The sequence below is a fragment of the Bartonella sp. DB5-6 genome, from assembly GCF_000278115.1.
Classification (GTDB): Bacteria; Pseudomonadota; Alphaproteobacteria; order Rhizobiales; family Rhizobiaceae; genus Bartonella; species Bartonella refiksaydamii.
In genome coordinates, this window is record NZ_JH725118.1 from 1 (window position 1) to 15556 (window position 15556).

At 38.5% G+C, this 15556-nt stretch carries 7 protein-coding genes; 1 reads left to right on the plus strand and 6 read right to left on the minus strand.

Features of this window, described 5'->3' with window-relative positions:
* Both MCO_RS04950 and MCO_RS04955 read right to left on the minus strand, forming a co-directional pair.
* Nucleotides 1-2854: filamentous hemagglutinin N-terminal domain-containing protein (locus MCO_RS04950; protein WP_007553004.1), on the minus strand; the 2854-nt coding region annotated here is incomplete at its 3' end.
* Nucleotides 2855-2877: 23 nt separating this feature from the next.
* On the minus strand, nt 2878-4662 hold the full coding sequence (locus tag MCO_RS04955; RefSeq protein ID WP_007553006.1) for a ShlB/FhaC/HecB family hemolysin secretion/activation protein: 1785 nt from the start codon (nt 4660-4662) through the stop codon (nt 2878-2880).
* 768 nt (nt 4663-5430) lie between these two features.
* Between MCO_RS04955 and MCO_RS04960 the strand changes: the two genes are divergently transcribed.
* Nucleotides 5431-10410: a type ISP restriction/modification enzyme gene (locus MCO_RS04960; RefSeq protein ID WP_007553007.1), complete on the plus strand. Its 4980-nt coding sequence runs from the start codon at nt 5431-5433 to the stop codon at nt 10408-10410.
* A 943-nt stretch (nt 10411-11353) separates the two neighbouring features.
* On the opposite strand, the gene MCO_RS04970 is transcribed toward MCO_RS04960, so the two are convergent.
* The 4 genes from MCO_RS04970 to MCO_RS04985 form a co-directional block, all read right to left on the minus strand.
* Nucleotides 11354-11824 (minus strand): SMI1/KNR4 family protein, encoded by a 471-nt coding sequence (locus MCO_RS04970; RefSeq protein ID WP_007553008.1) that lies wholly within the window; start codon nt 11822-11824, stop codon nt 11354-11356.
* Nucleotides 11825-12094: 270 nt separating this feature from the next.
* Nucleotides 12095-12439: an HNH/ENDO VII family nuclease gene (locus MCO_RS04975; protein ID WP_007553009.1), complete on the minus strand. Its 345-nt coding sequence runs from the start codon at nt 12437-12439 to the stop codon at nt 12095-12097.
* Nucleotides 12440-12527: 88 nt separating this feature from the next.
* Entirely contained in the window at nt 12528-15107 is a 2580-nt protein-coding gene (locus tag MCO_RS04980) for a hypothetical protein (protein ID WP_007553010.1), read from the minus strand.
* A gap of 5 nt (nt 15108-15112) precedes the next feature.
* Nucleotides 15113-15556 (minus strand): SMI1/KNR4 family protein (locus MCO_RS04985; RefSeq protein WP_155799349.1); only part of this gene is annotated, 444 nt, incomplete at its 5' end.

Sequence of the window (15556 nt, forward strand, 5' to 3'; positions counted from 1 at the left end):
AAAACGCCTGCGTGACGGTCTCTTCGATCATGTGTGACCAGTTACTATTCCCAAACCATCCTCCCCACCTATCACCATTCCACACAAACTCTTCTATGTCTCCTTTTCGAGCATTATGTTTCCAAGTGAATGACTTATAGACTGTTCCATCTTTCAAAGTTGCCGTGCCATAGGTTCCTTCTTTGTTATTCCAAAGTTGTTGCTCAAATATAAAGTGTTTTGGACCTTCCACCCCATGCTTTCTCTTAGAAAGCTTTCCTTTTCCCCAACGATCCCAGCCCATATCATGATATAAAGGCCTACCATCGAGAAAATTATATTTGTCTGGTTGTTCGAATGCGATGACTTCTTCTTCAGTTTTTTCCGTGATGACAGGTGTGCTATCGGCTTCGTTTTTCAGACTGTTGGTTTGGATATTTAAGTTTCCGCCTGCTTGAATAAAGCCTGCTTTGTTGACAAGGGAAAGGCTTTTCCCTGTACCAGCCACATTGGTGAAAGATAAATCACCCTCTGCTAAAATGGCGCCAAAATCATTCAACAAAGCTCCATCAACTTGTAAAGCACCATTGCCCTTCACATAAATTAAACCTGTTTTGCTGTTCCTCGCATCACCCCTCACGCTAAAGACTAAATCATGACCTGCTGCCAATTGTCCGCTATTTTCAAGCTTCCCTGTTTTGATGACAAAATCTCGTGCCGCTAAAACCGATGTGACCTCATCCACCATAACGCCTGGAGCAACAAAGAGAATATCTCCAGTCCCGCCTTCATCGGTAATGGCTTGTAGCCGTGCATGGTGAATATCAAGAACATTGGTGCTTTGAAAATCTAAACCACCATAAATCAGCGTGCTGCCCGAGACATAAATATGATCCGCAGTTAAATACAGCGTTTGCGGTGTGTAAATATGAGAACGATCATTGCTCAAATCGAGAGTGTTGGCTGTCAATCTCACATCCCCCTTAGCAGACAGCACATTCTCAACACTGATCCCTCCTGATACCGAGGTCAATGTGGCTGTGCCATAGCCAATGACCTGATCATAATAAATGTCGTTGCCAGCAAGAATATCAATATTGCCACCACTGATAATATGTCCAACCTTTACACCCCTTTGTGCCGTGAGAGAAAGGGAACCTTTGTCATGAAAAACAAAATCACCTGTAGGGTTCGAAGGGCTCACCTGAGAGTGAACAAAATCTAAACCTGTCATGAGGGTGCCTGCATCAAGGCTCCCCACCTTTAAAACGGCATCATCACCCGTCATCATGGCAGAAAATTCTACCGCCCCACCATAAATGTCTGCTCTGCCATAGGCTAAAACTTGCCCAAAATGAATGCCAGCATGAGGTTCAACATGAACGGCAACATTGTGATGCGATAGGATCGTTTGAGAAACAGAAAGCCCATGATATGCAACAAGTGTGACATTTCCTGCTCCATAAATATTTGTGGCATTAATGATCCCGCCCGCACTTTGGAGATCGACATCTCCTTGGCTGCCCAAAACAAGGCTACCCGCAGCTTGTGTTGCTGCCATATCAACCCCACCAGCTAAAAAATGGGCTTGTATATCACCACCGGCATGCGCCCTTAAATTGCCCCCAGCTAAAACAGTCTCATCAATCGTAAGAGCTCCATCTGTTTTAAGTGTCACATCAGCGCCAGCGCCAAGCCCTGAAACGTGGAGAGCATGGCGCGAAGAAAGCTCCATTTTGCCCCCCGAGGTGGCTTTTCCGGAAATCGATAAAAGTCCATCCTGTGCATCTACGCTCAAATGACCATCCGCGCCAACCGTCTCTAACGTAACATCTTTTTTTGCTGCAATCTCAACATGTTTTTTCGATGTGATGTGCTTTGCATAAAGGGTATCGCTTTTGGATTGAAGAACAACACCATCATGACCAAAAACATTCTTCAACGAGATTTTCCCGTCAGCAGAAAGGCGCAACTGCCCCGTATTTGCCGCCATATCATGGCGCATGCGAACCCCAACGCCTTTTTCTGTCGCTACAAGTTTTATTCTATCTGCTTGTAGAGCACCTAACGCAGAACCATCTATCGCATATTCCGGTTTGCCAGTAATATCGGTCAGTTCCTTCATTTGACGCGAAGCGTAATCAAAGTGACCCGTGCCTGCTGTCACTCCAATCTCCCTGCCCGCAACAGCTCCTTCAAAATGCACTGTGCGGGAAACAATATCGACAATATCAACAGAACCTTGGCCTGAGAAAAAATTCGCACCTTGGGGTCCAAAGGTGATATCCCCACCTCTCACCTCAAAACCTTTCAGAAAACCACGCCCATCAATTTCTGGTACACCCGTGGTTAAGGTCGCATGTGGCGTATTGATAAAGCCACAACCATCACAGCCAATGCCGTTGGGATTGGCTATAATCACATCGGCTTGGCGACCAAAAACCTCCGCTGGACCATGAAGAGCACTACGGTTGCCACTGGTCACTTCATTTAAAATCACTTTTGCTGAACCAGAAGAGCGCAAATGCGGATTACCCGGCATAATGCCCCCCAACTGCGATTGCCCTACTTCTTGCGCATGATTGTTTAAAATGACGCCTGGATTTCCAATATTGAAATCGTAATATTTATTGTGCGATAAGCCTTTACCATTTGGTGTAACAATATCAATCGAGGGAACTCCATTGGGTGCTGCCACAATATCCGGACGATGAGCAGAACCTGCGTTAGGGTCAACAGCAATTTGCGCCTGTAGCGTTGCTGGTTGTAGAAGAAAAGGTAAACCAATCCCACCTAGCAAAACCTTTTTGAGCATCGTACTGGAGACTAAAACTTCAAACCATCTTGCTCTTTTTGCTCTCTTCTCATATCTCATGCTTGTACTCCCCAATAATATGCTTAAAGATCCATTGTTAATGTCATAAAAAATGTTCCTGGCTTCTTGTGTTTAACTGTGCTCCACAAAACACTGGAATAGCTTGCATCAAGGGAGACTATACCCCCCGCAAGCTTGAACCCTGCTGTCCAACCGGCAAGCTGTTCATGCGTAATTCCATACAAGGGTTGAGAAAAAACACGCCCATAGTCCAAACCCAAAAAGGGACGTAGTTCACCAAAAACTTTTTTCAGAGAAGCGTTGTTGCTCCACGGTATTGCACGCAAAGACAAATCATTACGAATAAAAAAACCGTTATTGCCAAAAAGCAAACTCTCGCGCGTTCCACGCACATTAGAAGCGCCGCCCAACGAAATCTGCTCAGCACCCAATAAATTATGTGGAGAATATTGCCCACTCAAAAGATTGCTCAGTATAAAGTCCAAGCCCCCTAATTTAAAAGGCGTCATGGCACTGATCGTACCGGTAAATTTAGCAAATTGCGGCTCCGCATCCCCTGCCCCTGGATCATACTTCTTGACAGAATTAAACAAGGGAAGCCCTTGCAAATAGCCGACATCAAATGTCCATGTTCCATCTAGCATCTGGCGGGAATGCGAAATCCCAAAATTGGCAACGCTATATCGACGACTGCCAACCTCTATCTTATTACCAAGAAGGTAATTGTTGGTCTTTTTATAGGAAAGACCAAAATTCAGCGTGGTGAGTGAAACACTATCACGGTGCACAACTCTGCTGGTGCTAGCATGCAATTCACTGGAACTGCCTGTCGTTTCTATATCTGTAAAGTTACCCTTAATAACGCTCTGATAATCATAAACAGTGCCATTTAACGCAAATGTCCAATAACCGTAAGGAATACTCACACTCGCAGAAATATTATTGCTATGTCCCTCTTGTTTGCTTCCACCCCAATAATCTTGCTCACTGCGTTGATAGCCAAAATCCCATAAATCATTCAGCCCTAAAATATTCTCTAGTTTTAAACCCCCACTATAACGCGCATAACCCGTGGAGGCTTGCCCCATATTGTCATGTGTAAGCGTAACCCTAAAAGCCTTATCAGGATGATTGCTAATATTAACAATGGTACTGCCATCTTCACCCCCTGGGAGGAGTTCACTTTGGGCATGCGCCGAAGCCAACCTGTTTATCTGGTCAAGTCCCTGTTCAATATCGCGCATATTAAGAACATGACCTTTAAGCCCTGGAAAAGCATTCCACACAATCTGATTATAACGAGACGCCGGTGAACCATTATAGTAAATATCTGAAAGCTTTCCCTCAACAACAACTAACCTCAGCTCTTTACCACTTTTGATATCTTGGTCTGGAATATAAAAACGCGCCGTCACATAGCCTTGATCCAGATAAACTTTGGTTAACTGTTTGATCAATGTCTGTATATCAGAAAGACCTACACATCTTCCAACATAAGAATCCGTAACTTTTGCTATAGTGTACTTCTTTATATGATGGACCCCATCAACAATAATATGATCAATGTTGAAGCAACGTCCACCACCAAGATGCGCCCCTCTATCTCTTTCAAGAGAAGTATCCATTCCTTTGGGTGTTAAAGCTCGTAAATGCTCAATCCTTTTTAATCTTTGCTGCTCAGTGTGCTCACGTGCAAAATTATCTGTTGGAGAATGAAAAATAGCTGAGGACCGCGCATAAACAGTTATGCTAGTAAACATACCAAATATAGCTAGAAATATTCTCAAAAGAGAACTTCGGCGTGAAAATACAGAAAACAATACAGATTGCCCCCCACTTTGCAGCATTCTGTAAGTATTGCTTTAAAAGCAAATAAAAAGCCAGATAAAAATGCAATGACCATTCAAAACTAATAAGCCATTCTCGTCTAAACTTTTATCACAAGAATACATGCCTTATATTTAAAGACAACTGCCAATAGCACAATATCTTGTTCTCACTCAAGTATAAAAAATCTTTTCCCCATATCTATACCACTAAACGCTTCTCCTCCCCTATCAAGCAAAGACTTTAAAACCCCTTTCACCCTCTCAAAACCTCTCTTTACTCTTAAAAATATGAAATACTATTATCCCCATAGGAGTTGAATTTTGAAGGTTCCCATTTTAAAGAAAAAACAGTAAAAAATAAAAACGTTATATTTCAATATGTTAAGATTTTACACGCTTTAACAACAATCTCTATTAGCCTTACAAGCTTTAAATATAACCCATAGTATAGGTTTTGAGGAGAGGTGTACCTTCAAAACCTTTCTATAAAGTGCATAATAAAATAGTTCAAAATAATCATTCTGATATTTTAATGCACATAGTGCATTCGTCTTGATTAACACGTGAAATGATCTGTAAATTCTACTATTTTGCTGATCTGACCCTGTGTTATAGGCTGTTGATAAGCAATTTTTATAAAATTTATTTTTAAGCAGTTTGTGGGTCTTTAGTAGCTTTTTCTTATTTTACTATTGCTATTTATTTTAAATAGATCTAGCAGATTTTATTTAAAGTTTTTTGACACCTATAGATCAACGCTTATAAAGCGGTGGGGTTTTATTATAAATGCTTCAATCTCATACCAAATCACTGACATTACGCTCTCTGTTACAATCCTACCGTGATCATACAGAAGGTGCGCGCGATAGAGGAACTTCTTTTGAAAAGTTTGTGATTGCTTATTTGACGCAAGACCCCCTTCAAAAGCAGGAATATGAGAAGGTTCAGACTTATAGAGATTGGGCACGGGAACATGGTTGGGATGGTACTGATATCGGCATTGATCTGGTTGCTAAAATCCGTGATGAAGAAGGATATGCCGCTATTCAATGTAAATTTTATAGTGCAAATCATCAAATCAAGAAAGAAGATATTGATAGCTTTATCGCTGCCTCTGGGAAAGCTCCATTCACCCGCCGTATTCTTATTGATAGCACAGAAGGTAATTGGAGTAACAATGCCGATCTCACCTGTGAAGGGCAAGGAGTCCGCATTCAACGGATTAATCTTTTTGACCTAGAAAACAGTCAAATCGATTGGGCAACCTTTGAAAGCAAAGGAGAAGCTACTCTCAAGAAAAAAGAACCGAAAAAGCTTTTAGATCATCAACAAGAAGCGCTTAAAGCTGTTTGTGAAGGTTTACAAGAAGCAGACCGTGGCAAGCTTATTATGGCATGTGGAACGGGAAAAACCTTTACTAGTTTGAAGATAGCAGAAACCCTTGCGGGTCAAGGTAAGCGTGTTTTATTTCTAGTGCCCTCTCTTTCTCTCATGTCACAAACGATAAGAGAATGGACAACAGATACAGAAATACCCTTGCGTTCTTTTGCTGTGTGCTCTGATACACAAGTGGGCAAGCGTCGTAAAGCCCAAGATGATGCTGCTGAACTCGATGTTTCGGATCTCGCTCTACCAGCAACAACAGATGCTCAAAAGCTTGGAGAAAAAGCCAATAAGACTTCTCCTGATGCAATGACAGTGGTCTTTGCTACTTACCATTCAATACAAGTGATTTCGGATGCGCAAAAAGAGCATGGTTTACCCGAATTTGATCTGATCATTTGTGATGAAGCACACCGTACCACTGGAGCTGTGTTAGGAACTGATAAGAGTGAATCTGAGTTTATCAAGGTTCATGACAATAGCCTTATTCGAGGTAAAAAACGTCTATATATGACAGCAACGCCTCGTATTTTTAGTGACAATGCCAAAAAACAAGCTAATGAGATTGATGCTGTTCTGGCTTCTATGGATGATGAAGAGCTTTATGGCAAAATCCTTTATTCTTATAGTTTCTCCAATGCTGTAAAGAATGGGCTTTTAACGCCTTACAAGATTATCGTTTTAGGTGTTGATGAAGGAGAAGTGAGTAAATCTATCCAGCATCTGATGACAGATGAGAATTATGAACTTATTCTTGATGATAGAACAAAGATCATGGGTTGTTATCAAGCCCTTACCAAAATGGATCTGAAAATTGATCTTGGGGATGATACAAGACCCATGCATCGGGCTTTGGCTTTTTGTAGAGATATTGATACTTCTGAACGCATATGTAGAACATTCAACGACGAAGAAGTTAAGAAAGATTTACTTAATCTTCATAAAAATCATAAAAATATTCCCCCTCTTAACTGTCAAGCAGATCATATTAATGGAAAATCTGGTGCCAAAGACCGTACGATAAAACTTGATTGGTTGAAAGAAGATGCGGGTGAGAATATCTGCCGTATATTAACCAATGTACGCTGCCTTTCAGAAGGTGTTGATGTTCCTTCCCTTGATGCGGTTATGTTTTTACACCCCCGTAAAAGCCAAGTGGATGTGATACAAGCGGTGGGACGTGTGATGCGCCGTGCAAAGGGCAAAAAGATGGGCTATATCATTTTGCCAGTTGGTGTTCCTGCTGGTGTTTCTGCGGAACAAGCATTAAAAAACAATAAGAGATACAGTGTTGTCTGGCAAGTTCTCAATGCTTTGCTTGCCCATGATGAGAATTTTAGTAAAACTCTTAACCAGATGGTCTTAGGACAAGACGTAAGCTCTATCATCGACATTGTTACAGTTTCTAAAAAGACCGAATTAGAGAATGTTACCACGGTTATTGACGAAATCCCGCTACACGAAAAATCGGAAAGATCCGGACTTCAAATTGGGACACAAGCACATGAACCCCATCAGAGCTACGAGGTGACAGGAAGATTACCCTTTTTTGTTGAGTTTCCCAATGCTCTCAAAACACTGATTGTTAAAAAATCTACCATGAGTGATTATTGGGGCATTTGGGCTGGCAATGTTGCTGAAATTGCACAAAACCATATCACACGCCTTCAAACCATGCTTTCTGATGAAAAGAGCGAAGCTTATCATGCCTTTGATGCGTTTTATAAGGAATTAAAAAACAACTTAAACAGCGATATAAAACAAGAAGACGCGATTGAGATGTTAGCGCAACATCTTGTGACGCGTCCTGTGTTTGAAGCTTTGTTTGAGGGCAATGAATTTGTGCAAAACAATGCTATCTCGCAAGCAATGGAAAAAATCTTAACAGAACTCGATAAAACAAATATTGAGGAAGAATCCAAAGAATTACAAGAGTTTTATGACAGCGTAAAGTTCCGTGCCTCTGGGATTACCGAACCACAAGCAAGACAGAATCTCATTATCAAGCTTTATGAAGATTTTTTTGCAAAGGCTTTTAAGAAAACAACCGATAGGCTTGGGATTGTTTATACCCCCGTTGAGGTTGTCGATTTTATCATTCATTCTGTTGATGAGGTTTTACAAAATGAATTCGGAAAAAGTTTAGGATCACGTGGTGTCTCTATTCTTGACCCTTTTACTGGAACGGGTACCTTTATCACACGGCTTTTACAATCAAAGCTCATCAAACCAGAGGACATGGAATATAAATTCCGTCATGATATCCATGCCAATGAGATTGTCTTGCTCGCCTATTACATAGCAGCCATTAACATTGAATCAACTTATCATAGTCTTATGAAAGGAGATTACATTCCTTTTAAGCATATTGGTTTGACCGATACGTTTCAGATGGTTGAAAAGCAAGATCTGATGAAAGGTTTACTAGAGGAAAACAGCGCATATTTGGAACTTCAGAAAAAACTGAATATCGGAGTTATTTTTGGCAATCCCCCTTATTCAGTAGGGCAAAAAAGTGAAAATGATAATGCTAAGAATACCCCTTATCCACTATTAGATAACCGTATCCGTGAGACCTATGCCGCTCAGTCAAATGCAAATCTTATACGAAATCTGTATGATAGTTATATTCGTGCTATTCGCTGGGCTAGTGACCGTATTGATAATGCTGGAGTAATCGGGTTTGTTTCTGGTTCTGGTTTTATAGAAAAATCAACCATGGACAGCTTACGGAAATCTTTAGCCAAAGAATTTACAAGTATTTATGTACTTAATTTACGGGGGGATATTCGTAAAAATATGTTAAGTAATGGGCGTGCTCAAGAAGGTGAAAATATTTTTGGTAATGGTAGCATGACCGGTATTGCCGTGACACTGTTTATCAAGAATTCCAATGTTTCTGGAAATTGTAAAATTTATTATCATGACATTGGTAACAATCTTACGACAAAAGATAAACTTACAGCTCTTGAGTATTTTGGTAGCATTGATGGTATTACACATGAAGACGGTTGGAAAATAATTACACCAGACAAGCATGGTGATTGGATTAATCAACGTGATGACAGTTTCAAAGCATTTTTAGCTTTAGGGGATAAAAAGGAACTTGATAAAAAGCTCTTTGAAAATTTTTCTCTTGGTATTGTGACTAGTCGTGATGCTTGGGCATATAACTCAAGCTATAAGATTTTAGAAAATAATATGCATAATATGATTACTTTCTGTAATAGCGAAGTAGAACGTTTTAATGATGCCTATCCACATACTGATCATAAAATACGTGCAAATGCTGTAAACAATTTCATCAATGCAGATGAGAGCAAGATTAGCTGGAGCCATAATGTTAAACAAGAATTGGTAAGAGGAAAAATTCTTAAATTCGAAGATGCATGCCTCACGCAAAGTTTATATCGCCCTTTTACACTACAGTGGCTTTACTATAATCGTACCTTCAATGAGAGAGTTTATCAAATGCCGCGGATATTCCCTATAGGAAAAGCAGTTGAAAATAAGGTAATACAGATTACAGGTACAGGAACAAGGAGTGGTTTTTCTGTGTTGATGAATAAAGCTTTGCCTAATCTAGATGCGATAGAGAAAGGTCAATGCTTTCCACGGTATCTTTATGAAAACATTGAATCTTCTGTAACTGATCATGATGAAAAACAATCCCATTTATTTGTACATTCTACAAAAGAAAACAAAAGTGCTGGTTTACAGAGGCGTGATGCCATTACGGATGAAGGGCTAGCACATTTTAAAGCGGTTTATCCAAATGAAATAATCACTAAAGATGATTTATTCTATTACGTTTATGGTATACTTCATTCGGAAGATTATCGTGCCCGTTATGCTGATAACCTCTCTAAAGAGTTGCCTCGCATCCCTTGCGTAAAGCGTGCTGAAGATTTTTGGAAGTTTGTTAATGCGGGGCGTAAACTGGGTCATTTGCACGTAAATTATGAAGATGTGGAACCTTATCCAGTCACATTTAAAAAAGGCAATCCAAAACTGACTGATATCCAAAATCCTGAAAAATTCTATTATGTAACTGAAATGAAATTCGCAAAAATTAAGAATAGTAAGGAAAAGGATAAATCAACTGTTATTTATAACAACAATATCATCATGACAGACATCCCTCTTGAAACTTATGAGTATATCGTAAATGGCAAGCCCGCTCTTGAATGGGTTATGGGACGTCAATGCGTTAAGACCGATAAAAAGAGTGGTATTGTGAATGATGCCAATCGCTATGCTATTGAAACCATTGGCAACCCTGCTTATCCATTAGAATTGTTTCAACGGGTTATTACCGTAAGTTTAGAAACAATGAAAATCGTTAAGAACCTACCAAAATTAGAAATTAGAGAAACTGGATAAACTTATAAGACTTTATAACCTCATAAGGGGTATAGAATATAGCTATATCTCTTTTGTAAGTTGATTACATACACTCTTAAAAAGAATAATTTATCATGCGTTATTCTAAAAAGAAATCATTTGCACTTTTAAACACTGTCATTTGGATTTCTTTAAGACTTCTAAGAAATCCCATCTTAAAGTGAATACGCTTCTTTTACATTGCCTTTAAAAGATTATATCGCAATCTCAAATGATAGCTTTATAGCTTTCAAAAAAACTCTTTAAAGAGAGTTTTGTATCTTCATTTTCTTAGATTACTTATAGGTTTTGTCTGTTTTTAAAACCCCCAAAACCCCTACAAAACGTATATTATTGATTGAATTTAGAGGTTGTATTGTTGATATAGGTTGTTTTTTGAAAACTTGATAAAAATTAACTTATTGAAATATAATAAATTTTTATTTTTGACTAAAAAAATAAAATAATAATGGATAAAAGGAACCCCCAAAACCTCCAAAACCCCTTCAAAACTCATAACCATAATGATCTTGATAGCATTGCTTATGATTATAGCCCCTTTCTTTTGAAAGGCTTTAAGAGACCACATGCTTTTTTAAGACGTGTTTTAATTACTCACTAAAATAATCACTTTTGTCAGTTCAATTTACTGACACATAACTGACAAATATATATTATGAGTTGAATTTATGGGTTACTATTTAATAAAGGTTGTATCATTAAAATACTAACCTATTGAAATATAATGTTTTTAATTTTCTCTCATTTAAAAAAAATAATATAGGCTCTAAAAAGAACTGACAATACTGACACGGTCTATTAAAAGGTATTTTGCTAATCTCTATAATTACCAATTTCCATTGAGATGTTTTCATAACGGTCTATAAATCGCAATTATCCTATTTATCAACTAGTTGTATAACATCAACTAAGGTATAGGTTTTCATGAATCTTCCCCTGCATACTCTTTAATTCTTTTGCAGAGAAATTCATAAAAATTACTTGCGTAATACTGGGGATCATCACGTGGAAACTTAAGATAGAGTGGGCATTCACCATCCTGAAACTGAGTATAATCAAAGTAAAAGGTTTCACCAAAATCAGTTGTGCAGATAACAAGTTGTTTGGGGTTCGTAAAGCCATCTCTTCTATCAAGCAAATTTCGGTAAACAATATCACCAGCAGGAATACCTGCGCAGATTTCATAAATACTGAATATTTCTTCACCTCCAATTTCTCCTCCTCCATAATTTTTTAAAAAATTCTTATAGGAAGAGGTAAATTGTAAATCGAGAGTGTTCTCAGCTGTTTTAATCCGTATATCATCAGGTGCATTGTCTTGAGTACCAAAATTAATAACATGACTATGCATATCAACATATTGTGCAACATCTGATAAAGTATAACTTTTCATAAATTTTTCTCCATAAGTCACAGCGTGTTTTTACTCATAATGAGTGTTTCTAATGATCAATCTTTTTCTACTATAGCCAATGGAATTGGGATTACATCGATAGAATATAAAGGATATTTCCTTGAAGGAGCTCTTTTCTCATCTGTCTCTGTAAAATCATCTCGCATTTACAATATATGATGGAATTAAAGGGGATGATCATTAAAGCTTAGAGAGCACCTTTTAGTGGCATTATTTCAATATTTGCAATAATTACTTTTTCTTTTTTTCCTACTTAGAAATTTTTTTTGAAATCCAACAAATAACTTTTCTGATAAAATTTGTCTTTGGCTTCATAGGAGCAACAAAACTCTTGTCTTGATAAAATGAGTAGAGAACCTCAGCCATAGGACCTTCTTGTGTCATAGGATATAACATAATAGGCCTACAATCGACTCCAATAGGAGCTCTTCCTGATACCATTCTTTCCACATTTGTACCTGTTACTATCTGTCCTTTTTCTTTCCAAGAAGAAACTGTTTCAGGCTCAAACAGCTCATCTTCCTGATAAACTTTTTTACCTTTAAAGTCCACAGGCTGAGTTGCTCCCATAATTTTTTTCTTTATCAATTTCATGATTCATAAGCCCCTTCGATTTTTTCAAAATAATCAATGTATTCTTTGTTTTAAATAAACTTAACAAACTCTCCTTCCAAGAAGGAGGTTATTCCTCGCTAGAAAGCTCTGAGTGATTACCAAAATCTTTTGCCACCTGTTCAATCAAAGCGTAGCTCAGTTGCTTGGTTTTCGCTGCTTTTTTGGCTAAAGCTAATGCACGTTCTAGGTGGGTTTGGCTGATGCTCTCGTCAAAACCTAGATGATCACCTGCCGTAAAGCTTTTCTGATAAGATTGTAAGGTCTCAACATCGCCCAACAAAGCAAGAACGCCAATATGAGGCAAAGCATAATCCTTATTATCTGTTTTGGACTTTGCATCCTGTTGCCAAGGAGCAGCGCCATAATCACAGCGAAGTCTTTCAGAAAGATCAATCTCTTTGACTGCCCATTCTAGCGCATCATCAAGCGCTTGCTTTAAGCGATCCGCAGTGACTTCTGGTTCAAAGATTTCCAATCCCTTTGCTTCAAAATTAAGTTCTAAATCTGAGAAATCTTGCATGTTGGTAGGATCAATGAATTTACAAGCGATGGAAAGAATGCCCGTGCTAATCAAAAAGGCGCTATCAAATTGCGGGCAATCTTTAGCAATTTTATCGTTATAAAGAATATCTACTTCACGATCAGCCAATTGATAGCTTGCTATATAATCATCCCCATCGATTTTTTTAGTCGACCAGCCTAAACTTTTTAAAAGAGCTGTGGCACTTTCCATAGTCAAAGGAGCATCTTTATCATCCGGTTCATCTACCTCCTCTATCGCCTCAACAGCAACAGTTTTGGAAGCAATAGATGTTGTTTGGAGATCAAGGGACAAAATCGGAGCATTTTTTGGAAAACCCGCTCGATAACCCCGTGCAAGAGTAAGAGCATTGTCAATATCATATTTTGTGATAGTGCCTACAAAGCCTAGACGATTTTTTCTTTGAAAACTCTCTTTATAAAATTTGAGCTTTTTGACATTACCAGTCAAAATAAGTGCTATAAGGTGACATTCTGCGGGGAAAGATTCACTATCCGTTGACAAAGTAGCATAATCATAGATGATTTGGCTGGTATTTTGCCGATCTGCCCACTCAAGAATATCCGCACAGATCTCTCTCAGTTTGCCCTCGTCCAATTCAGCACCAGAAAACGTATAAACTTCTTCTGCCTCTTTGAGAGCTATATATTGGGGCAATCTAGGAAACATATCACGATGAGCAGTAGAAAAGCCAAGTGTTGAAAGCGAAGTCTTGAATGCAACAATCGGCGTTTTTCCTTTTTTATCAAGGCTGTACACTACATTAATGATACGGTCTTTGCTTATAAAATAAGCATTGCGCTCGTAGTTTTTATCTCGATAAACTGCCCACCCCATCCTTTTTAAATCTTCCGAAACTGTATTAAGAAAAGACAAATCTTGCAAACTAAGACGATCATTTATGGCTTTTCGCTCATTAAGGATTTTCAGATGCTCTTCAGCAAATTGAACGGCGTGATTAACATACCCCTCCAGTTCTTCATCAAGATTTTGCAAATGCTCAGGAATCTTATCCTCTGCGATAGAATCTTGATAGGATTTTAGGACATCAATTTGACCTGTCAATGCTAAACAAGCCAAATGCCAAATCACAGCTGGATAATAGCTATATTTTTGGATAAGCGTTTTACTTTCTATCGCTGCTTCTAGATCTTGAGCACGTGCCCATTGTATCACCCGCTGAGAAATTTTGATAAGCTTCTGCTCATTTAATGTCTCTACACGAATATCAATCCCTTTATCAAACTCACTAATCCCCCCTCCTCCAATAGTATTAAAAGAATTATAAATATTTGTAGCTGATATCTGCCTACATTTTCTACTATCGTGAATATAATGGCAAGCTACAGAAATATCTTCGTTGGAGATCTCTGCTTTAAGATGAACATTGTAATCATCATGAAGACGGATAAAACCAAAATTAAATTGAATAAAACGATCCGGCAAAACCAACCACATTTTCCCAAGCTCTGTGGCAAACCACCCTTGGGTTTTAAGAATGCGCGTTGCTGCTGTAAGGCTTATCAAACGCTGTTTTGGTTTTTTGCGTGCTAAAATGTCATCCAATTCGTTATTTTTATAAGCCTCAGCAAAAAAGATAACGCGCTCAACCTGTGTTATCTTTTCATAATCAGAAAACTCTAGTGTATATAATTGAGGTGTAGGTTTGTAATTTCTTAAAGCTTCGATATCGCCGAGTAGAGCCTTTGCAACGAGAGAATGATTAGCAGCTTTTTCATGTAATTTTTGCTCAATATCTTGTGCTTTCGCCCAAGCTAACACTTTGTTTAAAGCTACCTTGACATGGCTTTCAAAAAATTCCAGCGCTGTAACTCCAAAATTCTCTTCTGAAGAAATCAGCATATCCTCATATTGAGGTTGAGATTCTTTACCGTTAGCATATTCACAGCCAAGATAATAAGCAGCAGTAGTGAGACTGACAGAAACCCACAATCTTCCGCTATCCCGTCCATAATCTATGACTCCGTAGTGAATACGCACTATGCGATCGGGGAGGTGATAATAAGCAAACATATCACCCATTTCATCGCGATGAGGCTCCCAACCAACTTTTTTTAAAATTTCTGTTACGTCTTTGGTTTGCATCGTCATTACCCCCCAGCATGTTCCATAATTCTTTTACAGAGAAATTCATAAAAATTACTTGCGTAATACTGGGGATCGCTAGGTGGAAATCTAAGATAGAGCGGGCACTCACCATCCTGAAACTGAGTATAATCAAAGTAAAATGTCTCACCAAAATCTGTTCTGCTAATGACAAGCTGTTCTGATGTTGCAAAACCATGTTTCCTATGATATAAGTTTTGGAAAACAATATCACCAGCAGGAATACCTTCCCCACAATCTCCATAAAGGCTATAAATTTCTTCACCACCAATTTCTCCTCTTACATATTTTTTTAAAAAAACTTTGTAAGACGATGTAAATTGTAAACCGAGTGTTTTCTCTGCCCTTTCAATCACAAGATCATCAACCGCATTTTTTTCAGTACCAAAATTGATAATATCATCATCATATTTATTAACCTTATCAAT